Origin of the sequence: Thalassospira profundimaris, assembly GCF_003326795.1 — a bacterium.
In the GTDB taxonomy this organism is placed as follows: Bacteria; Pseudomonadota; Alphaproteobacteria; order Rhodospirillales; family Thalassospiraceae; genus Thalassospira; species Thalassospira profundimaris_C.
In genome coordinates, this window is sequence record NZ_JPWI01000005.1 from 91,870 (window position 1) to 116,114 (window position 24,245).

Genomic DNA, 24,245 nt, shown 5'->3' on the forward strand with positions numbered 1-24,245 from the left:
CAAGGATCGTAATGATGAAACGTTATCTCCCCCATCCGCTTTTGACACTGGTTCTGCTGGTTGTGTGGGTGTTCCTGGTCAACGAGGTTTCGGCAGGTGCCGTTGTCTTCGGACTTATCCTTGCAGTGATCATTCCGCTGATCACGGCCAATTTCTGGCCTGCGCGTCCCAGAGTGCGCAATGCCTATGCGATCTGTGAATATGGCCTGATCGTTATGTGGGACATTCTGGTTGCCAACGTTGTGGTTGCCGGTCTGATCCTGTTTCGCAAGACCGAAAGCCTTGAGTCAAAATGCGTTGTCGTTCCGCTTGATCTGACTTCGCCCGAGGCGATCACAACCCTTGCCGGGACCATCACCATGACGCCGGGCACGGTGACGATTGATCTGAGTGCCGATGCCAAAAGTCTTTTGGTTCATTGCCTGCACGCACCAGATGCACAGGGCGTGGTCGATGATATCAAGGACCGCTACGAACGCCGTCTGAAGGAGATTTTCGAATGATCGAATATGCACTGAATTTCGGCTTCGTCTGTGTGGCACTGGCCCTTTTGATGAACCTCTATCGCCTGACAGCCGGGCCGACCACGGCAGACCGGGTTCTTGCGGTCGATACCATGGCGATCAACGCGATTGCGCTTCTGGTGCTGTATGGCATCGGGCAGGCAACGGCGATGTATTTCGAAGGCGCATTGCTGTTTGCGATGTTCGGTTTTGTTTCAACGGTGGCCTATTGCAAGTTCGTCTTGCGTGGCGACATCATCGAATAAGGGAGCGATAAGATGCCGTTTTTTGTTGAACTCATCATTTCGCTTCTGATCGTGATTGGCGGATTGTTCCTGCTGGTCGGATCGTTCGGAATGATCAAGCTCAAGGACCTTTTGCCGCGTCTGCATGCGCCGACCAAGGCAAGTACCGTCGGGTTGGGTGGTGTTCTGATTGCTTCCATGCTGTTCTTCTGGGTCGAGCGGGGGCATTTCACCATTCATGAATTGCTGATCACGCTGTTCATTTTCCTGACAGCACCGATCACAGCAAACCTGATCGCCAAGGCCTATATGCTGCTCAATGTTGATCCGAACAAGGATCTGCCGCCATCCAAACAGGATGAAGGCTGGGCAACATTTGATCCGGTCGGGCCAGAGGGCTATGACCCCAGCGAAGAATACAAGGAAAAGGAAACCTGAAAGGCAGGGGACCTTTGATTATTCAAACGGCACCGGTCATCCGGTGCCGTTTTTGTTATGATGATCGTATCGCACTATTCAGGACGGGGCCGAATGCAGTTTGAAACCAATCGATTGATCCTCAGGCCGCGCACCATGGATGACTTTGATGCCTGCCTTGCCATGGACCGGGCACGGGGTGTGGTTGATTTCATTGCTGGGCCCTGGGATGATCCTGATCAACATCGCGCATTCATTCGGGACCGGATCAATCAGGATTACGGGGTTGGGCTTGGATACTGGTCGATCTTTGCCAAATCCGATCCTGCACGCTTCATGGGGTGGATATTGCTGATTCCGGAAGACGCAGTTGGCCCGGATATCGAAATAGGCTGGCGACTGCATCCTGATTACTGGGGGCGCGGCATCGCTTATGAGGCAGCGCGCACCGTAATGGATCATGGTCTGGGACATCTTGAACTTTCGCGGATCGTTGCGGCGATTGATCCGGATAACACGGCATCCCGCAAGCTTGCCGCCCGACTTGGAATGGTCGAAACCGGTTTGCGGGATGAATATGTTCTCCATGAGATCACCCTTGAGCGCTATCGTCAGATGCAATCGGAAAAACCGGCCGGGTCAGCCCGATGAAATTGCAATATTGTCGGCATTCGGGTGGCTTGCTATGACCAAGGAAACAATGAGATAGCCGACGCCATGCCAGACTTTGCCATAGAAGATCAGTATCAGGGACGCATTGCCGGGATCGACGAGGTTGGTCGCGGACCGCTGGCTGGCCCGGTTGTGGCTGCTGCTGTTATCTTGCCACGCGGTGACGGCCTTCCCACCGTGCTGCTTGAAGAACTTAATGATTCCAAAAAGCTGTCCGCCAAAAAACGCGACAAGCTTTTTGATGTGATCATGGCCTGTGCCGAGGTCGGGATTGGTGCCGCGTCGGTGCGCGAGATTGATCAGATCAATATCCTGCAGGCAACCTATGTTGCCATGCGCCGTGCGGTGGATCGGTTGCCCTGTGTGCCGGATCAGGCGCTGGTGGATGGCAATCGTGATCCGGGATTGCCCTGTAACGTTGAAACTGTGATCAAGGGCGACAGCAAGTCGCTTTCGATTGCAGCGGCGTCCATCGTTGCCAAGGTGGTGCGTGACCGGGCGATGGCCCGTCTTGCAACGCGCTATCCGTTTTTTGGCTGGGAAGGCAATGCGGGCTATGGCGTGAAAAAGCACATGGCTGGTCTGGGCGAAGTTGGCCCGACCCCCCATCACCGCAAAAGCTTCAAGCCGATTGCCGATCTATTCGAAGCCATGATGGGCAGTTGATTGCTCTTGTCGGACTGCGCTTTCTAGGCCAATGCGATGCGATTGCGCGCGATGATACTGGCCCGGACAAGGTCGGTGCCGTCTTCTTCGCGGCTGATAGCGGCAAAGCCATTTGCATGGCGCAGATCAACCCGTTCATGGACCCGGCATTCGGTGCGGAACTGGATATCAAGGCTTTCAGGCTGGAAGTCGGGCCGATTGTTTGGTCCGGCAACGCCCAGCACCCATTGCATGAGCCGCACATTATTCACATGCCCATAAAGATCAAGGTCGGATGGGCGGGCCTTGATGCTGTCAATCACCGGAAGCGGATCATTGGTGAATGCCGGACGCAAGGGCGGTTCGATCAGTTTAGGACCCGGCGGATCGGGCAGGCGTTCTTCGATCCAGTCCGGCCATTGCGCCGCGCGACGCGTTCGCAGATCAAACATCACCCAGTAACTCTGGGCAACGCCAATCACGTCACCCTTGCTGTTGCTCAGTCGGAAATCACGGGTGGCGACACGGCGCGAGACACCTGATGGCCATGTTTCAACCAGGATATCCTCGCCATTGCCGGGATAGTCGCGGATATGAATGACCATGCGGGCAAGGACCCAGGCAATCCCCTGATCAACCGTATCGTCATAGGCAAGTTTGAGGATACGGGCCCCCCATCCGGCGGCATCCTGCATATAGTCGGCGAGAGCCGACATCATGACTTTGCCATTTTCACCGATCTCGGAATATCGAACGCGATAGGTCCCCTTCCACCCGCAATTGGCGGGAAGGGTGGCTTTGGCGATGTCGTCCCAGTTGATCGTCATGTTGGTAAACCTGCATGTCATGAGAACACAGTTATAGGAACCCGGTTCGCAGGGTGTAAAGGGTGGTAACAGTGCAAACGGTGCAAAGAGCGTACGCACACATTGCGAACCGGGCATTGGCCATTGTCAAGGCAGGGGGCTTTTATTGTGTCGTTAACTGAGCCATCAGGGTCGTGACATCGGGGTGAAGCCATGTTTCGGCAATTCTAAGATCGCGAAGACGATATAGAACCATGCCGGTGAAATCGACTTTGTTACCCGATGCCGCAATACCGGCAAAAACATCATGATGGGTTGCCTGAATGCGGAACCGGACCGCGACATGGTCATGCTCGGCAACCATGGTCAGAATGGTGAATGCCATATCCGGAAAGGCCGCATTCAACCCGACAAAGAAATCATGATAGCTGTCAAGATCATGCGGGTTCTGACAGGGGAAACCATGTGTGACGATGTCCGATGTCACAAGGTCATAGACGATACCGGGGTTGTGGCTGTGGCTTTCTTCAAAGAAGCGCAAGACGACATCACGGTTGGTGATATATTTCGGTGATAACTGGTGTGTCATGAAATTATGCTCCTGCCTTTGCCATGATAGCTTCAAAGGTTGCGTGATCGGGCCCGCTAAAGGCCGGGGCCAAACGGGCGGCAGAAACCGCATCCAGCAATCGGTCTGTGATGTTCTCTGCCGGGGGCAGATGGCTGCTCAGAACGTGGCGCGCCGACAGGGCCCGAAACTGGTCAAGCGATGCCTCGAATTGTGTGCCATCGACAAAGTCCAGCCAGGGGGCGTCAACCCGCGTCCAGCCAATGATCCCGTCGCGCAGGATGGCGTCGGGAATATCATTTGCCCGCTGATAGATATCGGGCAACAACGCACCACAGCAGTCCGAGCTGAACAATATCTGTTCAAGCGGATCAAAGATCGCTGTTGTTTCCGGCGCGTCAAAGGTTGGAGGTGTGATGGTCTGTAAGCTGCGTCCACCGGCCACAAAGGTCTCGCCGGGATTGACCAGCCTGACTCGCTCGACGGGAAAACCTGCAAGGTTCAACTTGCCCATTCCGACAAAGGTCGTGATGATGGTTGCGTTGGGAGCAACATCAAGGAGCGCTTTGAGATTGCCTGTATGATCCGGGTCGGCATGGGTGATCCAGATCCAGCGTAATTCGGAAAGCGTGACGCAACTGGCCAATGTTGCCATGAATTCATTCTGAACGGCACGGATACCGGCATCGACCAGAACGGGTTCAGCGCCACTGATCAGCGTTGCGTTGATGGGCAAAACGCCAAAACCGGCAACAGGTAAAAAGGACGGGATGACGGTTACGCTGTCTGTAACCGGGATCGCGGTGACGATCGAGGGGATATGCATCTTGATGCTCCGTAATTCAGCTGTGCTCTGTGGGGCAGAAGCACGGGTTGATAAATGAATAATCATTTGTGATCATTGAAATACGAAAGACAAAAGTCGCTTGTCAATATTTGTGTGAACGATGGTGTTTATTTAAATGGAAAAACGTAAATATAACAAAGGATTGCGCGCTGATAAGGAAGGCGAAACGCGTCTGAGAATTGTCGAGGCTGCCATGAATTTGCATGGTGAAGTTGGCCCGGCACAGACGACAATCAGTGCGATTGCGGATCGCGCGGGGGTGCAACGCCTGACGGTTTACCGTCATTTTCCTGAGGAAAATGAACTGCTTGGCGCATGTTCATCGCACTGGCTTGAATTGAACCCGCCGCCGGGTCCGGAAAGCTGGCGCGAGTCGGTGGCGACCGGGGACTGGGCGATCGCGATCCTGAGTATGCTGTATCAATATTACAGCGAGACCGCTTATATGTGGGATCACTGTTATCGCGACCGGGCAAATGTCGCGGCCTTGGACGAGAAGATGAAAGGCTTTGATGCTTATCTTGAAATGCTGACTGCCGATATGCTGGCAAGTCAGGATGATGAGCGCCGCCGTGGCAAGGTGTGCCGGGCTGTGGCACAGCATGCCGTGCAATTTTCGACCTGGCAGTCTTTGTCAAGGACGGGGATCGACAATGCGGAGATGGCCGCCCTGATGGATGACTGGCTTCATAAATGCCCGCACGCCTAGGAGTGGCATCGAAACAGTATCAGGGACATGTCTGGATCAAGGATGTGTCCGGCAAGGATATCCCAGACAAGGATATGCCAAAAGCAATACCATGCCCGAACCAAGGCTATGTCTGAGCCAAAGCTATGTCTGGGCCAAGGTTACATCTGGGCCAGGGATATTCCGGGCGTCTAGTCGACGGGGCGCTGGCGCATTTTCTTGATGTCGCCGCGCTTCTTTTTGGTGTCCACACGCTTGCGTTTGGCCGAAAGCGATGGTCGGGTTTTGACCCGGTATTTCTTGCGTTCGGCCGCCTTGCGCAAAAGGGCAAGCAACCGTTCAATCGCGTCCTGCTTGTTGCGTTCCTGTGTGCGATGGCGCTGGGCATCAAAGATGATTTCACCATCATTGGTCAGCCTGCTTCCGGCCAGTTCCCGCAAACGATCACGCACCCGCTGGGGCAGTTCGGTCAGGTCATCAATGCGTACGCGCATCTGCACGGCGCTTGAGACCTTGTTGACATTCTGTCCACCCGGACCGGACGCACGCACGAACTGAAAGTGCAGATGGCGTTCATCCAGATAAAGGCCATTTTCAATTTCAAGCATGATGAACCGTGCGGAATCTCGAGTGGTTAGGCGCAAGTAAAAATAACTGAGTGTAATAGTCGGCTATTGATTGAATTTTGCAATCCGAGCGCCTAAATTACAGGCGTCTAACCTGTCAGGGGCGTGACGGACTGTAAACAGGAAATCTATGGTGCGTGTTTCGCATATTTATCTGGCCCTTGGATGGCTTTCTGTCGGTTTTGGTGTCGTTGGTATCTTTTTGCCACTTCTGCCAACCACACCCTTCATGTTGCTGGCGGCCTGGCTGTTTGCCAAGGGATCGCCGCGCCTGCATGACTGGATCTGTAACCATCCGCAGTTTGGCACATCAATCCGTCAATGGAATGACCATGGCGTGATCAGTCGCCGGGCAAAGATGCTGGCGATTCTGGCCTTTGTGGTGGTGATCGCCGCATCGCTGATCTTTATTGAAAGCCGCTGGGTGGTAATGATCCAGTTACTGGTCGCCATCCCGGTCAGTGTGTTTATCCTGTCGCGGCCGTCCGAGGCCCGCCTGTCCGAGGCGGGTGCCCCGGTCAAGGCCGGAGAATAGCAAACAGCGAATAGGAGCGCCTTACCCGGTCTTTTTACGGGTCAGCTCGTCCTGACAGGTTTCTTCAAGTTTATCGAGTTCATCAAGCGTCGCGTCGATATCCTCTCGCTGTTTTCGCAGGGTTTCGCGGCGTTCATTGATTTTGTCGACAAGGATGGTCAACTGGGTGATTTCGCTGCGATCGCCATCATAGAGATCAAGCAGATCACGAATTTCCTTAAGCGAAAATCCAAGACGCTTGCCCCGCATGATAAGGCGCAGACGCACACGGTCGCGCTGGCTATAGATACGGGTCTGCCCGTGGCGTTCCGGGGAAATCAGTTCCTGATCTTCGTAAAACCGGATGGTTCGGGTGGTAACTTCGAACTCGCGGGCAAGATCTGTGATGGAATAGCTGTCAGTCATGGGGCTCAATCATCTTTACGCTTACGTAAACTGAAAGCTACATGCTTTCGGAAGCGGCGACAATCGGCAATTCTTTTGGAAGTTCAACACAGAAGGTGCTGCCCTCGCCGGGATTGCTGCTAACGCTGAGGATACCGCCATGGCGATCGGTGATCTTTTTACAGATCGCAAGGCCGATACCGGTTCCGGCATAATCCCCATATCCATGCAGACGTTTGAAAATCTCGAAGATGGTTTCGTGATACTGAGGGTCAATGCCAATACCGTTATCGGCAACGAAAATTCGGTGGCTGTTGGGGGTATCGGCGGCAAAAATCCGCACCCGTCCGCTTTCGGGGTCACTGTATTTCAATCCGTTTGAAACAAGATTCTGGAACAGCAAAAGCAACTGGCTGGCATCCCCCATCACGGTTGGCAAATGGCCTTCGCGGATGATGTTGCCTTCGGGGGCGGAACCGGCGCGCTTGAAATTGACGACTATGGCATCGAACAGATCATCAAGTGGCACCGGATGGAACGGTTTGCCATGCCGTCCGACCCGCGACAGGGTCAGAAGATCGTCAATCATGCGCTGCATGCGCTGGGTGCCGTCCACAGCGTAATGAATGAATTCGTCGGCGGTTTCGTCAAGCTTGCCTTCATAACGCCGGGCAATCAGCTGGGTATAGCTCGACACCATCCGAAGCGGTTCCTGCAAGTCATGGGATGCCGCATAGGCGAATTGTTCAAGCTCGCTGTTTGAACGTTCGAGCTCCGCCATGGTGCGCTGGATTTCCATTTCGTGGCGCTTGCGTTGGGAAATGTCACGAAGGGTGATGATGTAATGGTAACGCTGATCGGCGGAAAAATGACTGATCGCGACCTCAAGCGGAATATTGCGCCCGCTTTTGGTAAAGGCCATGACTTCGATCACGCCGGTGCCAAGATCGGTCAGCAACCGGTTGGACGGCGGTTGGGTAATCGGAATATGGTCGCTGTCTGGCAAAAGAAAGCGGATGATATTACGCAGTTCCGGATCGCCATCCGGCCCGCAAAGTTCCTGTGCGCGCGAATTCAGCGGTTCGATATTGCCGTCATCTGATGCCACAAGAATGGCATCAATGGTATTTTGCAAGATTGCTTTTGTGCGATCTTCACTGCGCTTGGACTGGGTCACAAGGTCGGCCAGTTCGGCAGCCTGTTTGCGCAAAAGCCGGTCGCGCTGCACCGCAAGGGTCACGTCCCGAATGATCAGCGAACATAACGTTCCGCTATTGCGTGTCTTGATCGGGTGTATGCGAATGGACTGCTCCATGCGCTCAAAACTTGCTGTAAATTGTGGCAGCGGGGAAAGCGGCAAGGCGCCCTGATTAAGCGACGGTGAAATCACCGCAGGCATGCCAAATTTCAGGCAATCATCAATCGCCAGACTGACACGCCCCAGCCTGGTTTCCGGAAAGACGTCATGAAGTGATTTGCCCAGAACCTGATCGGCTCGCAAGCCGGACCGGGTCTGCATCCACTGGTTCCAATGGCAAATTGTCCGGTCAGCAGTAAGTGCAACAAGTCCTGTGTCGGCGGTATCAAGCAATGCTGCGAACAATTCCGCAGCATTGCTGTCCCGACCAAGATCAAAGGACGGTGTGGCTTCTGTGGTCGGGTCGGGCGGTGGCTTTTTCATTCACCTCACCAATTAACCAAGCGAGTTGGCAATAAAACGACGCACCAGTTCACGCAGCATCTGAATGGAATCCAGATCCATGACAAACAGCACATACCCGTCGATATCGTTTTGCCGTAACATGAATTGAACGTGAAGGATCATCAGAACCGGCTTGCTTCCGGTGCCAAGATCTCCATCATCGACATCCAGAAGCGACCGGCTTTCACGTTTGCGAAATGACGGCATGGAACAGTTGATCGGTTCGCCCAGCACATTCGAAATGCTGCCAAGGCAGGCATTGAGAATGATGTTGCCGACCTCCATCAGGGCTTCCTGTTCCAGATCGGTCAGCGTATCAAGCGGGACATCAACCTTGAGCAGACTGCGCACCAGTTCCAGACTGCGTTCTTCGGGGAAGACCAGCATGGCTTCGCCCTTGAACGGGCCATCAAAGGTCTGGCTTACGGCCGAAACAACCTCGGTCGGGGCGCGGGCAAGATCCGTATCTGAAAACCGTTCAACGAACGTGATGCGCGGAACGGTCAGCTCAACCGGCTGGTCAACCATTTCCGATAACGACGACGCAGCGCGACCAACGCCGATATTGATCAGTTCGCTTATTGTATCATGTTCAAGTTCGCTGAGATCAATCATCGTGCCGCTTCCTGCGCGGCAATGAAGTCACGAATTTTTTCCTCGGTCGGCGGCTTGGCAATGAATTCAAGGCCAAGGCTTTCAGCCTTTTTCTGGATTTCCTGCTGAATATTGGCTGTCAGAAGGGCGATGACCGCATCGGGGAAGCGTCCGCGCAACTGTTCACCAAGTTCCAGTCCGTTCATGCCGGGCATGTTGAAATCAAGCAGCAGATAGTCATATGTCTTGCCCTCGACCATCTCGAGCGCCTTGCTGGCATCTTCGGCTTCGTCAATTGACCAGTCAGTGAAGTTACTGGAAATGAACGCCTTGACCAGAAGTCGGGCAAATTTGCTGTCATCGACAAGCAGGACGGAACGCTGTTGGGCCATATGTCTTCTCGGGTAAGCGGTTCAATGTGTTGCGGGGCGACAATTATAGTTCAGTCGCGGCATTTTCGGAAAGCCGCATGATATGTTTGACGATTTCATCCGGCGGGAGCGGGGTGGCAACAAGGAATCCCTGTACTTCGTCACATCCGCTTTCGCGCAAGAACGCCATCTGTTCCCTGGTTTCAACACCTTCGGCGACAACTTTCAGGCCAAGATTGTGACCCATAAGGATGATGGTGCGTGTAATGGCGGCATCATCGGTATCAATCGTCACATCCCGAACAAAGGAGCGGTCAATCTTGATGGAATTGATCGGAAGCCGCTTGAGATAGGCAAGCGACGAATATCCGGTGCCAAAATCGTCCACAGCAATCTGCAAACCAAGATGGCGTAACTCGTCAAGAATGGCGGCCGACTTCTTGATGTCCTGCATCATCACCGTTTCGGTGATTTCCAGAATGATGCGCGCGGCAGGCGTCCCGGTATCTGTCAGTATGCGTGATATGGTTTCTGTAATCCGGCCTTCAATAAGCTGTCTGGGTGACAGGTTGATGGCGATTGGCATTGGGGGAACAGACTGGGCATTCCATTCGTCAATCTGACGGCAGACCTCGCCGATCACCCATTCGCCGATTTTGCCGATCAATCCGGTTTCTTCTGCAACTGGAATGAACTGCATCGGCGAAATATATCCCCGTCCCGGCTGTTTCCAGCGGATCAGCGCTTCAAGGCCGGAGATACGGTTGGTGCGCAGATCAAGTTTGGGCTGATAATGCAGTTCGAACTGGTTCTGGGCCAGAGCTTCGCGCAGATCGTTTTCGATCACCAGGCGCGCCATGGCACTTTCATTCATTGTCTTGGTAAAGAAGTGATAGGTGCCACCGCCACCGGACTTTGCGCTATACATTGCGGTGTCGGCATTGCGCATCAGGGCAGGGAAATCCTCGCCGTCTGATGGATAAAGGGCGATGCCGATTGACGGTGTGACAAACAAAATGCGTCCCTTGATGTCAAATGCCGGGGCAAGGGCATCAAGCACGGCCTGTGACAGGATTGCGGCATCCTGTGTTTCTTTCAGATCGGGAATGATGATCAGAAATTCATCCCCGCCAAGACGACCAACAACCTCCTGTCGACCGATTACTTTTTGTAACCGGCCTGCCACAGCCTTAAGCAGCAGGTCGCCAACATCATGTCCGAGACTGTCATTGATGACCTTGAAACGGTCAAGATCAATGAACAGAACAGCCGTGGCCCCGTGACGGGTCTTTGATGCGTCTTTATGTTTGCCAAGTGCACTCGACAGGCTGTGTTCAAGCATGCTGCGATTGGGCAGGTTGGTCAGCGTGTCGTGATTGGCCATATAGACCAGTTGTTCTTCATAGCGTTTTCTGACCGTGATGTCGGTCAGGATCGCCGTCATCATGGGGGTCGCCGCATCCGGTATCACACGAAACGCGATTGAAACATCAATCTCGCTCTGATCGGCCCGCCGGATGGGCAGGGTAAGACGTTTTTCTGCTGTTTGATTGACGATGGCATGTGCGGTCAGGTCGTCCAGGCTATGTTCCAGAAGCGGTATCGCACGTGGCATCAGGAATTCATGCAACGTTCTGCCTTGTGGCGTCTCATCACGCATTAGCCCGAGAAGCTGTTTGGCTGCGGCGTTATATTCTACGATCCTGCCTGTCGGGGTAATGGTCAAAATGCCGTCTGCGACATTCTGAACAATCGCGGTCAGCTGGTTCTCGCGATCTCTGACCTGTTGCTCGGTGGTCCGCAATTTATCAAGCGTTACCGAAATGCGTTCAATCAGGCCCCGGGTGGTTCCAAGGATCATGCCCAGTTCGTCACGGGCGTGGCTTTCGGGGATTGTAATGGCGTCGGCATTGGGGGTTTGCGGATCTATTTTACGCAGAAGGCTTGCCACTTTCAGCAATGGTTTGGTCAACGTTGCATAGAAAAACGTGACCAGTACCAGACCCAGTATCAGGTTGCGCAATATGCCAGATGTCAGAATGCGGGTTGCACGATTCAGGAATCCGTCAGCAATCATGTCGGTGTCGATCTTGACGCTCAGCCGCCCGACCAGGTCATTGTTGCTTCCGGCCTCAAGCGGGATTTCATATTCCTGATTTTCGCCAAACATCAGTTTGGACAGGAAGGTCCGGTTTGTGCTGATCGGCTGTTCGTTTCTTTGGGCAAGAATGTTGTCAAAATTGTCGCGCAGGATGGCTTCATAAACCGGTTCATATTCGAAAATGCCCGAAACCACACGCGCCGCAAGCGTTTCATCAAGTCCGTATGCTGCCTGTGTCGCGGATTCGCGTAATGTTGCCAAAACCTGCATGACAGTTCGGTCAATCAGGTTCTGTTCCTCACGCAAATCCCAGACGATCTGAATGCCACTGAACAGCAGGCCGATAAGCAAAGTAAGGACAACCGCAATCCTTGCCTGTTTGACAGACAAGCGATCCCGCCAGTTAAGCCGTTGCTGATCAAGGCTTTTGTCAGGCACGCGTTACCCCAGAAATCCGCTAGTTCCACTCAATCAAAAGCAGACTATGGCTTTGCCGGGTTAAAAGCAATTATCCGAGATGTTTGCAAACTGGAAAAACGCAGAGAAATCTGTATGGTCTGCGCTGCTTTTCGGCGCGATGCCGGTGATCGAATACTGCCACCATGCCGCATTGCATCAAGAATTGAATACTACGTAAAAAAATGGGGTTTTATTGGAGTTGCACACAACTGCTGTGCGTGATAACCCAATCCCCAGAGAGAGAACAGGCCAAGCGCGGGTGCAGCCGCAATCTGGCCTCGCAACCTGTACGGAGTTACACCATGACCTATGTGGTGACGGAAAACTGCATCAAGTGTAAGTATCAGGACTGCGTCGAGGTTTGCCCCGTCGATTGCTTCTATGAAGGTGAGAACTTCCTGGTTATTCACCCTGATGAATGCATTGATTGCGGTGTTTGCGAACCCGAATGCCCCGCCGAAGCGATTATTCCCGATACCGAGCCGAATCTGGACAATTGGTTGGAAATCAACCGAAAGTTCGCGGAAGTATGGCCAAATATCACCCGCAAAGGTGATGCTCCTGCCGATGCTGATGAATGGAACGGCAAGTCGGGCAAGACCGAATTGCTGAGCGAAGCACCGGGTACGGGCGACTGAATGTCGGTCTAACCCCCGAGATTTTATACGATTTTAACCCGCTGGTATTTGCCAGCGGGTTAAATGCATGGCTGCATTGAGCCAGACACACCGAAAAAATCTGTGAACCAGTGGCGTGTTGTGCTATTGTGGGCAACTCGCGTTAAGGGCTCGACAGGCTCGTTCCGAATTGCCGGATCTCCGTATTTTTATCCCTGTCTGAAACCGCGACTTCGCCAAAAGCTTGGTCGTGTGCAGCTCTTCGCGTCACTGGGTCTATAGTGTTACAGTTGAATGACCAGGCCTGATTGGGCCGGAAGGATGCTTGATGTCGGATAAGTTGCCCTTTGCTGTTGGCGATTATGTTGTTTACCCCGCACATGGTGTTGGCTGTGTTGGTGGCCTGGAAACCCAGGAAATCGCGGGTCAGGAATTGCGCCTTTATGTAATTACCTTTGAATCCAGCCGCATGACCTTGCGTGTGCCGGTGAACAAGGTTGGCAACTCGGGTCTGCGCAAGCTTTCCTCGAAAAAACAGATGGACTCGGCTCTTATTACCCTTAAGGGCCGTGCACGTGTAAAACGCACCATGTGGTCGCGCCGTGCACAGGAATATGAAGCAAAGATCAACTCGGGTGATCCGGTATCGATTGCCGAAGTTGTGCGTGATCTGCATCGCAGCGCGACCCAGCCGGAACAGTCCTTCTCCGAACGCCAGATCTACGAAGCAGCCTTTGAGCGCCTCGTTGACGAACTGGCTGCGATTGAGAAAATCGACAAGGACAAGGCGTCAGGCAAACTCGAGAAGCTTCTGCAAAAAGCTGCCTGATTGCATAAGTCAGCTATACAACTATTTATAAAAGCCGGCCCACAAGCTATCCTTGGGCCGGTTTTATTTTTTGTTTTAGGCAGGTTACAGCGATGAGTGCAGTTCTGGCGCCGATAAAGCCGGCCGAGAGAATCTGGGTTGTCGGCGCGATCAATGGCGATCATGGCGCATTGTGCGCCGTCCATCGCAAGCTTGCCGAGCGTATCAAGTCTGGTGACCGGCTCGTTTATCTCGGGAATTACTGGGGTGATGGCACGGCCGAGAATGTCATTGCGACCATCAATGAGCTTTTGCTGTTTCGTCGCTACTTCATTGCACAGGACGGGGTCGATATTGCTGATATCGCCTTCTTGCGGGGGGCTTCTGAAGAAATGCTGTCGAAGTTGCAGCAAATCCAGTTCGCCCCGAATCCCGGTGAAGTCTTTGACTGGATGCTGACACGCGGCATTGCCGGAACAGCACGCGCCTATGGTTTTGATCCCGCCCACGTTCAGTCGATCATGCGTCAGGGCGCACATGCCATTTCACAATGGACGTCGCAGTTCGCCGATTCATTGCGTCGCCATAGTGGTCACAGCGCTTTGATGTCGGACCTGAAACATGCGGCCTATACAACGGATGGCAGGTTGATCTTTGTGCATGCGGGGCTTGATGGCTCGCGTCCGCTGACCGGGCAAACGGATACCTTCTGGTGGGGGGGCTCAATGTTCGAGGCCATTACCGAACGCTATTATGACTGTGCGCGCATCGTTCGTGGTGCTTCCCAGACGCAGGTTGGTCTGCAGGAACGGGAATTCACATTGTCTGTTGATGGCGGGGCCGGACGGGGTGGTGTTCTGATTGCACTTGCCCTTGATGGTCAGGGCAAGATTATCGAACAGGTCACAAGCGGTACCTGATCCTTACAGCGAACCTCAGTCAAAAAAAGGCAGCACCCGCCAGGATGCTGCCTTTTTCATTTCCATTGATGGCCGTTCCTACTGACGGACGACCTTGACCAGTGATCCTGTGGCCGGGCTCTGCCCGTCTGCAAGACCGTTCAGGGTGGCAAAGGTTTCTGCGGGTGCGCGGTCAACCTGCATGTCATCAATAAAGGTCTGCAACGTATATTCCGGATTTACTGCCCGAACCTTGATGCGAAGCGGCGTATATATCTTCTTCTCATTGGCACTTAGCGACCGGAAGCTATAGGTCGTTTGACGCAGCGGAAGGTTATAGCTTTCCGTCTGGTCAAGCGGAGTGATGAACAGGAACTGATAGGCCGAATTCCCGTGGCGGATCACAACCACCCGAAGGCGTGCGGAACCCGATCGCAGGGATATATCGGCACTTCCTGTCGCGGCTTCCTGTCCATTGATATCAATCATTTCGATATCACGAAGCGCGATCTTGGTTGAAAATCCGCTTTCAAGATACCGGTCAAGCCGCACATCCTTTGCCTTTGGCGCGCCTTCGAAGACGATTTGCGCGCCTTTGTTATCTGTCGCGACGACGGCTGAGGGCTGATTGTTGATGGTAAAGCCTTCCGGCACTTCAAAGCGGAAATCAAGCGGCACATGTACAAAGTCACGCCCGCGGACATAGCCCTGATCAGGACCATCCCCGTAAAGAACTCCGTCAATCGCTGTCATATAGCGAACTGCGCCAAGTTCCGGGTCTTTGACTGCGGTGACGTTTGCGCTTTGATGGGCCTGTTGAATGCGGTCAAGGGTACGCGGGTGGGTCGCCATGAAGTCATACTGGTCAACATCATCAGGTGACCTTCCGGCAAGGACTGCTTGCAGGCGGGAATGGGCGCGCAGTTTTTCAAGGAATGTCGCCATTGCATCGGGATCGTAACCGGCACGGGTAATATAGCGCACGCCAAGCATGTCGGCCTCGAATTCATGTTCGCGCGAAAACGACTTAAGGTATGCGCTTGCACCGGTATTGATAATTTCACCTGCGCCGTTGCCAATGGCCATTGAAAGCCCGCCGGCAAGGATCTGGGTCAGGACACTGCGGCTATAACGTTGAGCGGAATGGCGGGCAACGACGTGACCGATTTCATGGGCAATCACACCGGCCAGTTCCGCCTCGTTCGAGGCAAGTGTCGCCAGACCGCGCGTGATGTAAACATACCCGCCGGGAAGCGCAAAGGCGTTAACGACCGGAGAATCCAGAATGGTAAAGGTGAATTTCTCGTCCGGGGTTTCTGACACCGCAACGAGCTTTTCACCAATCTCGGTGACATAGGCGGCAAGGTCTTTTTCGGTGTAATTTCCACCGAATTCCTTGACCATTTTCGGGTGCTCCTGCGACCCGATTTTCTTTTCCTCTTCAGGCGACATAAAGGCTGTAAAGCTGTCTTCGCCGGTTGCCCGGTTGGTTGAACATCCTGCAAGGGATGTGCTCAGCGTTACCGCAGCCAGAATTGCGATCAGGTGTTTCTTATGACCGAATTTCAACCAGCTCATTGATACCTTTCCTCATGTCGCTCTGCCGCGTAAGCTACCTGTTCTTACCCGGCGAAACCAAGTGGGAATTGGTAGCGCGTGTTCAAACATCATTCAACAGATTCGCTTGCATTAATCTGGCATTCCAATTGGGGAAATTTTGCGGCCAAGGTATTTGTCAGGGTATTGGGCCGCCTGTTTTACCTGCCGATTGTCCAGATTTGCATTCTGTTATCTATGGCATTTAGTCCAGAAGTCCGGGCGGACAACTGGCTGTGCGGGGTGGGCATAAATATGCGTTCCCTTGAGTCCCGGGCACCACAGAATAATGATCTCGTCTGGCGCAAGGTGTCTGAATTGGGGGTCGCAGCCATCGATGACCTCAACGCACCTGAATTCAAAGAGACAAAACTGCGTCTTTCCGACTTGGCGTTTGTTCCGGAATATGAAAACGCAGCCTTAAGCTGGATGAGATCTGCCAGTCGCGCCGGAGTGGAAATCGCCATTGCATCGGAGCACGCCGATTATCTGGGACGACATCGGGCATATGTTCAAAGCCTTTCCGGGGGTGAAAGTGGTGCGCCAAAGATGACGTCATGGTCGGAACAACTTCTGTCACAGGGGCTCGCCATGTTGTTGCCCCAGGGGCGGACGGATTTGACGAAACTGATTGCAGCCGAGAATCACGCGATCAGTCAGAGATCAGGCATCTGGTCGGATCGCTCGCCGGGGCGCGCCTATTTTGTTGCAGCCGATCAGGGGAATGCCGATTTGTCGCGTGTTCATGATGCTATCGGGCGGTTTGTTCTGGTTGAGGGTATCCTGCGTGCGGTCGAGCATCAGGAATGGCGGACTTACCTTAATTTCGGGTCGGATTGGCGGCGCGATTTTACCATCGCGCTTGAGGATGACGTGCGTCGGAGGCTTGCCAAAGATCAGTCCCCCGATGATGCATTTTCCGGCTGGATCGGGCAGAAAGTCCGGGTACGTGGCATCGTTGAAAATCGCGGTGGTCCCTATATCGCGGTCGATAACCCTGACCGGCTATGCCTCATGACCGATTAGAGACTTGTGTTTATTCCATAAGTTGTGAGATTGCTTGTCGGATATTGCCACCAGCAATCTGTAAAATCACATTCTGCCAAAGTCATGAGGTCCGACGTGCTTTATCCCGAAATTACGCCCCACACGACCGGTTATCTGTCACGCGCTGACGGTCACGAAATTTATTGGGAAGAAGTCGGTAACCCGGCTGGCATTCCGGTTGTTTTCCTGCACGGGGGGCCAGGCGCAGGACTTTCACAAAACAGTCGCCGGTTCTTTGATCCGGAAAAATACCGCGTCATCTTGCTCGATCAGCGCGGTGCGGGGAAATCCAGACCATTCGGAAGCCTCGAAAACAACACGACCGACCATTTGATCGGCGATATAGAAGCCCTGCGCGAAGAGCGCGGCATTGAAAAATGGGTCGTATTTGGCGGGTCGTGGGGATCCACGCTTTCGCTGGCCTATGGACAGGCACATCCCGAACGGGTTCTTGCCTTTGTCTTGCGGGGCATTTTCCTGGGACGTGAAACCGAGATCGCATGGTTTATGGATGGCATGGGCCGTTTCTTCCCGGAGGCAGAGCGTAAATTCCTCGATGTTGCCGGTTTTGATCGCAATCCCGGCTGGCAGAAGATGCTGGATCGCTATACCGAGATTTTTGCAGGCAACGATGGCGAGGACGCCGCAATCGAAGCCGCGCGCGTTTGGTCGGCCTACGAGGCGACCTGCTGCACCCTGCTGCCTGATGAAGGTCTGGTCGAAGATTTCGAAAGCGATGAAGTTGCACTGGCACTGGCAAAGCTTGAACATCATTACTTTGTCCATCGCTGCTTTTTCGAGCCAAATCAGCTGCTTGAGAATGTAAGCCGGATTAACCACCTGCCGGTTGTGATTGTTCAGGGGCGCTATGATGTCGTTTGTCCGCCGACATCGGCATTTGCATTAAAGGATGCCTGGCCTGAAGCAAACTTGGTGATTGTTGACGATGCCGGACATGCGGCAAGCGAGCCTGGCATCGTCCGTGAACTTGTTCGGGCGATGGATCAGTTCGACGGTAAAAAGTTTAAGTGAAAATTACTAAACTACACCAATGTGTGGTTGAGTTTCCGACATGCTTGGGTAAGTATGTCGCACGTGTTGATCTCGTGGGGACTTGATTAATGAAAGTGACTTTGGGGAAACTGCTTGCAGTTTGTGTCTTTTTCGGCTTCGTAAACGCAGCTTCTGCGCAAGAAATTCTCGGCAATAACAAGGATTCAGGGCTTCTCGAATTTTCGACCGGTATGGTCGATATCACGCAAGATGAAGAAGCCGCAGAATTCCGTCTCAATTATCGTGCACAACATGCCATGTTTGATGTGGCCCGCCCGATCGGTGGTGTCATGGTCACATCAGAAGGTGCCGTTCACGGCTATGGCGGCCTTGCGATGGACGTCCTTTGGGGCGATCACTTCGTATCGAGCATTTATACCTCGGTTGGCGCCTATCATCAGGGCAATGGTGAGGATCTCGGTCACTGGATCGAATTCCGTTCAGGTCTTGAACTTGGCTTCCGCTTTGACAGCCATGAACGCCTCAGCCTTGGTATCTCGCATATTTCCAACGCAAGTATCGGCGATGAAAACCCGGGGACTGAAATCCTGTCTCTGACCTACTCCTTCCCGATTGACCGTCTGTTTGACTAAAACACCCAACGGCGTTGATGTCATCGGGCCACGCGCCCGAACGCAGATCAGAAGATCAAAAGAGTCTTTGAGGAAACCCTTCCCGAAGGCTCTTTCCTTTTGGTATGGAACCCGATTTTCCTATGCCGGTCTGTTGGCCGGGATGTTTGGCCGGCGTTTCATTCAAGCTCCCGGATTGATCGCAATTCGTTTAGCTGCTAATTGATGCTTCTCTTTGCGGTGTGCGCCCGTAGCTCAGCAGGATAGAGCACCAGATTCCTAATCTGGGGGCCACAGGTTCGAATCCTGTCGGGCGCACCATCCCTCCATATTGTTTCCACCGAATTCAAGCTGTTGCGTATTGCTCTCACAGCTTGAAAGCAATCAGTGTTCTTCTCATATCCTTACTATGTGCAAATGCCGTGATTTTTCATGGAAAAGCGCACCAAAAAATGGATCGGGAGGATACAATGACGAACTGGATCAGGCTTCCCAACAGTGAAGGCGACTGTGTCGGGGCATCCGCCACAGGGGGAGAGCGACCTACCTATCAGCGTCATGTCGGGCGCGCCGGGTTTCAGGGGCCATCCGCACAGATTTTCCACCGTCATCCTCCGGTCGGCTGGGCCGTTTTTGAAGGACCGTTAAGGCCGCGTGCATTCGATCTTGCCAAGCTTGCCCCCGGTCCGGCTTGTCCGTTGCAAGCGCGGCGTTTTTTGTTCAGTAACACGATGGAAGTCCGTTACTGGAAAACCGATGCAAAGATGCATGCGCTGGCGCGTAATGCAGATGGAGATACATTGCTGTTTGTCCATCATGGCGAAGGTTCGTTATTCTGCGATTATGGTCATCTGCCCTATCGCGACGGTGATTACATCCTGTTGCCGCGCGGTACGGCCTGGCGTGTCGAACCCTCTGCCCCGTGCGAATTCTTGCTGATCGAGGCAACGGCCGATGCCTTTGGATTGCCGGACCCCAAAACTGTTGCCGGTGGTGCTACGATTGATCCGATGCTGTTTACCTTGCCGCGTATTGATGATGCCTTTCGCGCCCAGCAGGATGAGGCATTCTGGGAAATCCACATCAAACGCAAAGGGCAGGTATCAACGCTGACCTATCCCTATAACCCGCTTGATGCGACCGGGTGGGAGGGGGATTTGTGCGTTGCCAAAGTCAATTGGCGCGACCTGTCCCAACAACGAAATGCGGGGCAAAAGGTACCACCAGCGGCCTATTGTACTTTTGTCGCCAAGACCTTTTCGGTCAGTACCTTTATCCCCAAAGTCGGCGAGGGCGTGTCGGGCATCCTGCGTGTGCCATTTTATCATTCCAACGAGGATGTCGATGAATTCGTCTTCTATCATCGTGGCGAGTTCTTCAGCCGCGGCGAGATCAGGGCGGGTATGGCGACCTTCCATCCAAGCGGTTTCCCGCATGGACCGCACCCGAAATCCTATCAGGAAAAAATGATCAAGGCCCCGGTTGAAACCGACGAGATCGCTGTGATGATCGACAGTCGGGACGTTTTGAGCGTCGATGAGTCCATTCCTGATGGCGCGGAATGGAAGGCCTATGTAAAAACCTGGGAAAAGGCGCAGGAAACTTTATAAGGACTTGCTCCATGCGGTAGGGAAATGGCAATCTGCGGCAGGCAAATAAAGGCCGGAAAGCCTGACGAAGGCTGTTAACGGTATTGTCAACTTGTCTGGTTAATTTATGCTGTGTCTTTAAAGTATGGTTTTAGTAGATTAGAAGGTCATACTGCACTGCATTCAACACTGCCATTTGGCTGTAATCAGGCAATCAGATGGCTGCAAATCAATATCGCCTGTACAGGTTGACCAAAGCCCATAATGACCAAGCAGAAGATCGTCAAATCCGTCAGTCACAAAACTCCTGAGCCGCAAAAAGCGTCAGAAGATGCTTTGGCATGTTTGCCGGTTTCATTCGCGACCCGCGGTGTGAGAACACCCTTTACGACGAAAACGCTGCGTTATGCGCGCGTCGCAATCGGGAAAAGTGGCCGCTCGATGATCATGTTGCCGGGGCTTGCAGGCGGACTTGGAACATATGAATTGCCGCTCGATACGCTGCGCGACGTGTTCGATCTTTCGGTGCATGACCGTATGTTGTTTGATCGCCTGCTTGAACTTGAAAATATTCGCCCGGGAACAGTTCTGGAGCACGCGCGGGCTGTCGCGGTGACCGGTGTGGGGGGCGTTGAACTGGCGCGGACCGCGATTGAACGTGACGCTTACGAAAAGTCGTCCCGCGAGTTGGGCCAGCTTGCTGTTTTGCATCAGGCCTTGCTTCAGCTTGGCGGCAGTGCCGTTCAGGATATGCAGCGCGAAGAGCTGATGACCATGGAGGGGCAGGTTCGCGCACGAAAGGCCCTTAACCGGTTCGCTTCCGAACACAAGGTGGCCAATGATACGATCATCGACAGTCTTGGTGAATGGAGCAAGATGATCGCGCCGGTCGGCCTTGAGCTTGACGGATGTCAGGGGGCATTGCGCGTTTTGACTCGCAGTCTGAGAAAGTTTGCCACCGATATCGAGGAATGGGCAAACTCCGAACAGTCTGACTTCCGGTTTATGGCAGGACGTGTTTCAAGCGCAACCAAGGCGACCTATAAGCACGCACTGCTTTGCGTCGAGGAAGTCGATAGCTGGAATGGCGAGTTGGGCAAGGTCCTGACCGACTGGGAAGGTGCCAAGCAGAATATTGGCAAAACCATCGAAAAGCTTTGGTGGCTGTTGGATGGCTGGCAGGAAATGATCGATCTGTGGCAAAAAAGGCCGGTAACTGATCGCGCCAAGCAGCGCGAGATTATCGAAGAAGTTGCCAGTTTTACGCCGGTCCTTCCGATAGAGGAAATCACCAGGGACGAGCAGCAATTCTGGGTCGATATTCGCGTCAACCAGATGCTGTGGGCAGGCGAATTGCGCAAGTTGGGTAGTGGGGAAATTGATGCGGATATGGTGGATCGTCTCGAACGCTTCAGGAGACAGTCTGCATGAAGGTTGAAGATGCAGGGAAACTTGGTGTTTCTCAACTCGGGCAGCTGTTTGAGTCGCTTAGCGGTTCGGAAATTGCGCGTTTTACACGTGCAATCGAAAGCGACCGTGTCGATCCGAAATTACCTTTGCCGCACGAAGCCATTCTGCAAATCCTGCGTCCGCGTCTGGCCTCTCTCAAGCCGGAACGCTACCCGACGCCGATGCGTCAATTCTGCGATCCGTTTGAAGATCTTCTGACCTCGGCAGAGCCCAGTGACAAAAGCATTCGCATCAGCCGGTCATCCTTGATGCCGATCTGGGGTGTCGTGACAGGTGTAAATGATCCGCATTTCAGCGAAGCAATGAAAGAAATCGAGGCTGCCGCCGCTGTCAGGGATTCGGCAAAGTTGGCAATCGCGGAGAGCAAACTCTGGAAAGCCGGCGCGCGGATCATCGAAGACCAGATTGCCCGCTCCCAAGAAGGGGTCAAGGAAGAGCGTGCTCTTGCAACGCGTCTTGGGTCGCGTATCCATCTTAAGGCCTTTGGCGAGGTCGGTCGTATCCTGAATGTCGGTGAGGAGATCGGTCAGGTCCGTGCCCGCTTCCCGTCTGCCCCAATCAGGGGGCTGGATGGCAATGATGTGACCTGGCTTCGTGACCGGTTTGTGGAAATTTCGCAATCAAAACCCGGGTTCGAACCGATGTTCCTGCTTGCAGTTCTGGCACGCCTGTTGCGGCCGAGCGAGCTGTTCAAGCTGATCCGTGTTCTGTCAAACAAGGCCGATGACCGCACTATCGAGAAGACCAACCTTGCCGAAACAGGTGATCTGATCATTGATCTTCTGGCCGAAACCGTGAGCGAGATCGAACAGGGTGTCGGAACCGGCAAGGATGAAGCCCATATCCTGTCACTGGCGCGCTGGTACGCATCCGAATTCACCCGAATCACCCGCGAATTTAAAATCCGCAAGGATGGGCGCTGGGGCGAAAAACTGCTTGAAACGCGCCGCCGGGTTTCGCGTGCCTTGGCCGATACGATGTTTGGTGCAACACCGGAACGCGTGATTGACGCACTGCCTAAAATGGAAGTTCGTCAGGGGCCGGGATCGGGCGCCAAGGGGCTTGCCCGGCCGCTATTTTCCCAGGACTTTGACTATGAGAAAGTTCTGGCAGCAGAAAAATCGGCAGAGGCAATTGCTGAAACCGCGCGTATTTCAGACGTTCTTGCTGCCCAAAGCTCGGCCGCCAAGGCTGTGGTCGAGCTTAAGAAAAAGCTCAATCAGATTGGTCGCGCCGGTGTTGATGGCATGGGGCGTCTTGCGCCCGAAGAAATCCCCAATGCGCAGCGCAATCTGATGGCAACGGTACGTTTGCTCGAGATTGTCGACGGCCCCGAAGATGCAGACGTTCTGCGTCGTCGCGGTATGTCAGCCATCCGCGCATTGACCAGCCAGAAAGCCAGCTGATTTCCACGACGGCCAATCGTCGGTAAATTACCGGTCTTCGCGCATGATCTTCGCAGTAAGCTGGGCGGCCGTTTCAAGCTGATCAAGCCAGCTCATGAAAGCGCGGATTTTTGGCAGGCGTGCGCGCGATGTCGGGCAGCAGGCATAATAGTGAAACGGGCTTGCCTTCGGGGGGCCAAAGGGCGCGACAATGCGTCCGGATTTAAGCTCGTCCTCAATGGCAAAGGTTGGCAGCAAGGCAACACCAAGTCCGGCGGCGGCGGCCTGCATTGCCATGGTGAAATGTTCAAATTTAGGGCCATTATCCCCGTCAATATCATGAAGCCCGCTTGCCGCGAGCCAATCGGCCCAGCCACGCGGCCGGGTAGCGATATGCAGTAACGGGAAATGACGCAGATCGTCGGCAACGGGGGCGCGATCCAGATTTGCGATTAGTTGCGGTCCGCAGATCGGCACCATTTCCTCGCCATGCAGGATATGGGCATCAAGATCGGACCATGTGCCCTGACCAAACAGAACAGCGATATCAATCTGTTCGCGATCAAAGTCCGGCATCCCGATCCGGGAAATAAAGTTGATGGCAATTTCCGGATGCTTGGACCTGAATTGCGGCAAAAGCGGAATAAGACACCGTGATCCGAATGTTGGTGGAGCCGCGACTGTCAGAACACCGCTTTCCGACCCGCCAGATAACATGGTCAGGGTCGCACTTTCGAGCTGATCAAGGGCAGGCCTGATAGATTGCAGGTAACTTTCGCCTTCGGGGGTCAGAACCAGACGCTGCTTCTCACGGTTAAAAAGCTTGCATCCAAGCCAGTTTTCAAGCCCCTGAATTTGTCGGCTGACTGCGCTTTGGGTCAGATACAATTCATCAGCCGCGCGCGACGCGCTGCCAAAACGGGCCGTTTGTTCAAAACAGCTTAGTGCCTTAAGGCTCGGGATACGTCGGCTCAATCATCACCTCTGGTCTGTCATATACGACATAGTTTATGAGTTTTTTGCATAAACTATGTCGCTTTTATCAT

At 53.6% G+C, this 24,245-nt stretch carries 27 protein-coding genes and 1 tRNA gene; 17 read left to right on the forward strand and 11 right to left on the reverse strand.

Annotated elements, in window-relative coordinates; genetic code table 11:
• The first annotated feature begins 14 nt into the window (after nt 1–14).
• From TH30_RS09580 to TH30_RS09600, 5 genes are all read left to right on the forward strand, one after another.
• A complete protein-coding gene (locus TH30_RS09580; RefSeq protein ID WP_258548677.1) occupies nt 15–503 on the forward strand; it encodes a Na+/H+ antiporter subunit E in 489 nt (162 codons plus the stop codon).
• Complete coding sequence (locus tag TH30_RS09585; protein ID WP_114097875.1) at nt 500–769, forward strand: K+/H+ antiporter subunit F; 270 nt, start codon at nt 500–502, stop codon at nt 767–769. Before TH30_RS09580 ends, TH30_RS09585 begins: the two co-directional genes overlap by 4 nt.
• Nucleotides 770–781: 12 nt before the next feature.
• Complete coding sequence (locus TH30_RS09590) at nt 782–1,186, forward strand: Na+/H+ antiporter subunit G (protein ID WP_114097876.1); 405 nt, start codon at nt 782–784, stop codon at nt 1,184–1,186.
• Nucleotides 1,187–1,279: 93 nt separating this feature from the next.
• The gene (locus TH30_RS09595) at nt 1,280–1,816 is read left to right on the forward strand and encodes a GNAT family N-acetyltransferase (protein ID WP_114097877.1); all 537 of its coding nucleotides are present in this window, start codon (nt 1,280–1,282) and stop codon (nt 1,814–1,816) included.
• Between the two features lie 66 nt (nt 1,817–1,882).
• A complete protein-coding gene (locus tag TH30_RS09600) occupies nt 1,883–2,503 on the forward strand; it encodes a ribonuclease HII (protein ID WP_114097878.1) in 621 nt (206 codons plus the stop codon).
• A gap of 23 nt (nt 2,504–2,526) precedes the next feature.
• Here the strand turns inward: TH30_RS09600 and TH30_RS09605 are convergent, their stop codons facing one another.
• From TH30_RS09605 to TH30_RS09615, 3 genes are all read right to left on the reverse strand, one after another.
• Entirely contained in the window at nt 2,527–3,309 is a 783-nt protein-coding gene (locus TH30_RS09605) for an acyl-[acyl-carrier-protein] thioesterase (protein ID WP_114097879.1), read from the reverse strand.
• Between the two features lie 142 nt (nt 3,310–3,451).
• A complete protein-coding gene (locus TH30_RS09610; RefSeq protein WP_181850209.1) occupies nt 3,452–3,877 on the reverse strand; it encodes an ester cyclase in 426 nt (141 codons plus the stop codon).
• Nucleotides 3,878–3,881: 4 nt separating this feature from the next.
• Nucleotides 3,882–4,682, reverse strand: a complete 801-nt coding sequence (locus tag TH30_RS09615) for an oxygen-binding di-iron domain-containing protein (protein ID WP_114097881.1) — start codon at nt 4,680–4,682, stop codon at nt 3,882–3,884.
• A gap of 136 nt (nt 4,683–4,818) precedes the next feature.
• Here TH30_RS09615 and TH30_RS09620 point away from each other — a divergent pair, with 136 nt between their 5' ends.
• Nucleotides 4,819–5,412 (forward strand): TetR/AcrR family transcriptional regulator, encoded by a 594-nt coding sequence (locus TH30_RS09620; RefSeq protein ID WP_114097882.1) that lies wholly within the window; start codon nt 4,819–4,821, stop codon nt 5,410–5,412.
• A gap of 170 nt (nt 5,413–5,582) precedes the next feature.
• On the opposite strand, the gene arfB is transcribed toward TH30_RS09620, so the two are convergent.
• Nucleotides 5,583–5,999, reverse strand: coding sequence for an alternative ribosome rescue aminoacyl-tRNA hydrolase ArfB (arfB, locus tag TH30_RS09625; protein WP_114097883.1), 417 nt, complete (start codon nt 5,997–5,999; stop codon nt 5,583–5,585).
• Nucleotides 6,000–6,147: 148 nt separating this feature from the next.
• Between arfB and TH30_RS09630 the strand changes: the two genes are divergently transcribed.
• Entirely contained in the window at nt 6,148–6,552 is a 405-nt protein-coding gene (locus TH30_RS09630) for a YbaN family protein (protein WP_114097884.1), read from the forward strand.
• 21 nt (nt 6,553–6,573) lie between these two features.
• On the opposite strand, the gene TH30_RS09635 is transcribed toward TH30_RS09630, so the two are convergent.
• From TH30_RS09635 to TH30_RS09655, 5 genes are read right to left on the reverse strand one after another with little or no spacing between them, the layout of a single operon-like run.
• Complete coding sequence (locus TH30_RS09635) at nt 6,574–6,957, reverse strand: MerR family transcriptional regulator (RefSeq protein WP_114097885.1); 384 nt, start codon at nt 6,955–6,957, stop codon at nt 6,574–6,576.
• A gap of 37 nt (nt 6,958–6,994) precedes the next feature.
• Nucleotides 6,995–8,617: an ATP-binding protein gene (locus TH30_RS09640; protein ID WP_114097886.1), complete on the reverse strand. Its 1,623-nt coding sequence runs from the start codon at nt 8,615–8,617 to the stop codon at nt 6,995–6,997.
• A gap of 12 nt (nt 8,618–8,629) precedes the next feature.
• Nucleotides 8,630–9,253 carry a chemotaxis protein CheC gene (locus TH30_RS09645; RefSeq protein ID WP_114097887.1) on the reverse strand — a complete coding sequence of 208 codons (624 nt, stop codon included), beginning with the start codon at nt 9,251–9,253 and terminating at the stop codon, nt 8,630–8,632.
• Complete coding sequence (locus TH30_RS09650; protein ID WP_114097888.1) at nt 9,250–9,624, reverse strand: response regulator transcription factor; 375 nt, start codon at nt 9,622–9,624, stop codon at nt 9,250–9,252. The genes TH30_RS09645 and TH30_RS09650 overlap by 4 nt, the downstream gene beginning before the upstream one ends.
• 43 nt (nt 9,625–9,667) lie before the next feature.
• On the reverse strand, nt 9,668–12,142 hold the full coding sequence (locus TH30_RS09655; protein ID WP_258548678.1) for an EAL domain-containing protein: 2,475 nt from the start codon (nt 12,140–12,142) through the stop codon (nt 9,668–9,670).
• 323 nt (nt 12,143–12,465) lie between these two features.
• Here TH30_RS09655 and fdxA point away from each other — a divergent pair, with 323 nt between their 5' ends.
• From fdxA to TH30_RS09670, 3 genes are all read left to right on the forward strand, one after another.
• The gene (gene fdxA / locus TH30_RS09660) at nt 12,466–12,801 is read left to right on the forward strand and encodes a ferredoxin FdxA (RefSeq protein WP_007090191.1); all 336 of its coding nucleotides are present in this window, start codon (nt 12,466–12,468) and stop codon (nt 12,799–12,801) included.
• A gap of 307 nt (nt 12,802–13,108) precedes the next feature.
• A complete protein-coding gene (locus tag TH30_RS09665; protein ID WP_101245477.1) occupies nt 13,109–13,609 on the forward strand; it encodes a CarD family transcriptional regulator in 501 nt (166 codons plus the stop codon).
• 92 nt (nt 13,610–13,701) lie between these two features.
• The gene (locus TH30_RS09670) at nt 13,702–14,508 is read left to right on the forward strand and encodes a hypothetical protein (RefSeq protein WP_114097889.1); all 807 of its coding nucleotides are present in this window, start codon (nt 13,702–13,704) and stop codon (nt 14,506–14,508) included.
• Nucleotides 14,509–14,586: 78 nt separating this feature from the next.
• Here TH30_RS09670 and TH30_RS09675 read toward each other — a convergent pair whose 3' ends face one another.
• The gene (locus TH30_RS09675; protein WP_114097890.1) at nt 14,587–16,065 is read right to left on the reverse strand and encodes a M48 family metalloprotease; all 1,479 of its coding nucleotides are present in this window, start codon (nt 16,063–16,065) and stop codon (nt 14,587–14,589) included.
• A gap of 273 nt (nt 16,066–16,338) precedes the next feature.
• Here TH30_RS09675 and TH30_RS09680 point away from each other — a divergent pair, with 273 nt between their 5' ends.
• From TH30_RS09680 to TH30_RS09710, 7 genes are all read left to right on the forward strand, one after another.
• Nucleotides 16,339–17,109 carry a thermonuclease family protein gene (locus tag TH30_RS09680; protein ID WP_181850211.1) on the forward strand — a complete coding sequence of 257 codons (771 nt, stop codon included), beginning with the start codon at nt 16,339–16,341 and terminating at the stop codon, nt 17,107–17,109.
• Nucleotides 17,110–17,205: 96 nt separating this feature from the next.
• Entirely contained in the window at nt 17,206–18,162 is a 957-nt protein-coding gene (gene pip / locus TH30_RS09685) for a prolyl aminopeptidase (protein WP_220150298.1), read from the forward strand.
• Nucleotides 18,163–18,251: 89 nt separating this feature from the next.
• On the forward strand, nt 18,252–18,776 hold the full coding sequence (locus TH30_RS09690) for an acyloxyacyl hydrolase (protein WP_114097893.1): 525 nt from the start codon (nt 18,252–18,254) through the stop codon (nt 18,774–18,776).
• 223 nt (nt 18,777–18,999) lie between these two features.
• Nucleotides 19,000–19,076 (forward strand) — tRNA-Arg (locus TH30_RS09695).
• Nucleotides 19,077–19,225: 149 nt separating this feature from the next.
• Complete coding sequence (locus tag TH30_RS09700; protein WP_114098045.1) at nt 19,226–20,365, forward strand: homogentisate 1,2-dioxygenase; 1,140 nt, start codon at nt 19,226–19,228, stop codon at nt 20,363–20,365.
• Nucleotides 20,366–20,608: 243 nt separating this feature from the next.
• Nucleotides 20,609–21,775, forward strand: coding sequence for a hypothetical protein (locus TH30_RS09705; RefSeq protein ID WP_258548679.1), 1,167 nt, complete (start codon nt 20,609–20,611; stop codon nt 21,773–21,775).
• The gene (locus TH30_RS09710) at nt 21,772–23,220 is read left to right on the forward strand and encodes a hypothetical protein (RefSeq protein ID WP_114097894.1); all 1,449 of its coding nucleotides are present in this window, start codon (nt 21,772–21,774) and stop codon (nt 23,218–23,220) included. Before TH30_RS09705 ends, TH30_RS09710 begins: the two co-directional genes overlap by 4 nt.
• Nucleotides 23,221–23,247: 27 nt before the next feature.
• On the opposite strand, the gene gcvA is transcribed toward TH30_RS09710, so the two are convergent.
• Nucleotides 23,248–24,174, reverse strand: coding sequence for a transcriptional regulator GcvA (gene gcvA / locus TH30_RS09715; protein ID WP_114097895.1), 927 nt, complete (start codon nt 24,172–24,174; stop codon nt 23,248–23,250).
• Between the last annotated feature and the right edge of the window lie 71 nt (nt 24,175–24,245).

What these genes read in the sequence shown, in the direction of transcription:
- TH30_RS09610 (WP_181850209.1), bottom strand. Translation starts at nt 3,877, where the DNA reads ATGACACACCAGTTATCACCGAAATATATCACCAACCGTGATGTCGTC.
- TH30_RS09645 (WP_114097887.1), bottom strand. Translation starts at nt 9,253, where the DNA reads ATGATTGATCTCAGCGAACTTGAACATGATACAATAAGCGAACTGATC.
- TH30_RS09675 (WP_114097890.1), bottom strand. Translation starts at nt 16,065, where the DNA reads ATGAGCTGGTTGAAATTCGGTCATAAGAAACACCTGATCGCAATTCTG.
- TH30_RS09635 (WP_114097885.1), bottom strand. Translation starts at nt 6,957, where the DNA reads ATGACTGACAGCTATTCCATCACAGATCTTGCCCGCGAGTTCGAAGTT.
- TH30_RS09595 (WP_114097877.1), top strand. Translation starts at nt 1,280, where the DNA reads ATGCAGTTTGAAACCAATCGATTGATCCTCAGGCCGCGCACCATGGAT.
- TH30_RS09620 (WP_114097882.1), top strand. Translation starts at nt 4,819, where the DNA reads ATGGAAAAACGTAAATATAACAAAGGATTGCGCGCTGATAAGGAAGGC.
- TH30_RS09615 (WP_114097881.1), bottom strand. Translation starts at nt 4,682, where the DNA reads ATGCATATCCCCTCGATCGTCACCGCGATCCCGGTTACAGACAGCGTA.
- arfB (WP_114097883.1), bottom strand. Translation starts at nt 5,999, where the DNA reads ATGCTTGAAATTGAAAATGGCCTTTATCTGGATGAACGCCATCTGCAC.
- TH30_RS09690 (WP_114097893.1), top strand. Translation starts at nt 18,252, where the DNA reads ATGAAAGTGACTTTGGGGAAACTGCTTGCAGTTTGTGTCTTTTTCGGC.
- TH30_RS09705 (WP_258548679.1), top strand. Translation starts at nt 20,609, where the DNA reads ATGACCAAGCAGAAGATCGTCAAATCCGTCAGTCACAAAACTCCTGAG.
- TH30_RS09700 (WP_114098045.1), top strand. Translation starts at nt 19,226, where the DNA reads ATGACGAACTGGATCAGGCTTCCCAACAGTGAAGGCGACTGTGTCGGG.
- TH30_RS09585 (WP_114097875.1), top strand. Translation starts at nt 500, where the DNA reads ATGATCGAATATGCACTGAATTTCGGCTTCGTCTGTGTGGCACTGGCC.
- TH30_RS09665 (WP_101245477.1), top strand. Translation starts at nt 13,109, where the DNA reads ATGTCGGATAAGTTGCCCTTTGCTGTTGGCGATTATGTTGTTTACCCC.
- TH30_RS09710 (WP_114097894.1), top strand. Translation starts at nt 21,772, where the DNA reads ATGAAGGTTGAAGATGCAGGGAAACTTGGTGTTTCTCAACTCGGGCAG.
- TH30_RS09580 (WP_258548677.1), top strand. Translation starts at nt 15, where the DNA reads ATGAAACGTTATCTCCCCCATCCGCTTTTGACACTGGTTCTGCTGGTT.
- TH30_RS09590 (WP_114097876.1), top strand. Translation starts at nt 782, where the DNA reads ATGCCGTTTTTTGTTGAACTCATCATTTCGCTTCTGATCGTGATTGGC.
- TH30_RS09630 (WP_114097884.1), top strand. Translation starts at nt 6,148, where the DNA reads ATGGTGCGTGTTTCGCATATTTATCTGGCCCTTGGATGGCTTTCTGTC.
- fdxA (WP_007090191.1), top strand. Translation starts at nt 12,466, where the DNA reads ATGACCTATGTGGTGACGGAAAACTGCATCAAGTGTAAGTATCAGGAC.
- TH30_RS09680 (WP_181850211.1), top strand. Translation starts at nt 16,339, where the DNA reads ATGCGTTCCCTTGAGTCCCGGGCACCACAGAATAATGATCTCGTCTGG.
- TH30_RS09670 (WP_114097889.1), top strand. Translation starts at nt 13,702, where the DNA reads ATGAGTGCAGTTCTGGCGCCGATAAAGCCGGCCGAGAGAATCTGGGTT.
- TH30_RS09605 (WP_114097879.1), bottom strand. Translation starts at nt 3,309, where the DNA reads ATGACGATCAACTGGGACGACATCGCCAAAGCCACCCTTCCCGCCAAT.
- TH30_RS09600 (WP_114097878.1), top strand. Translation starts at nt 1,883, where the DNA reads ATGCCAGACTTTGCCATAGAAGATCAGTATCAGGGACGCATTGCCGGG.
- TH30_RS09640 (WP_114097886.1), bottom strand. Translation starts at nt 8,617, where the DNA reads ATGAAAAAGCCACCGCCCGACCCGACCACAGAAGCCACACCGTCCTTT.
- TH30_RS09650 (WP_114097888.1), bottom strand. Translation starts at nt 9,624, where the DNA reads ATGGCCCAACAGCGTTCCGTCCTGCTTGTCGATGACAGCAAATTTGCC.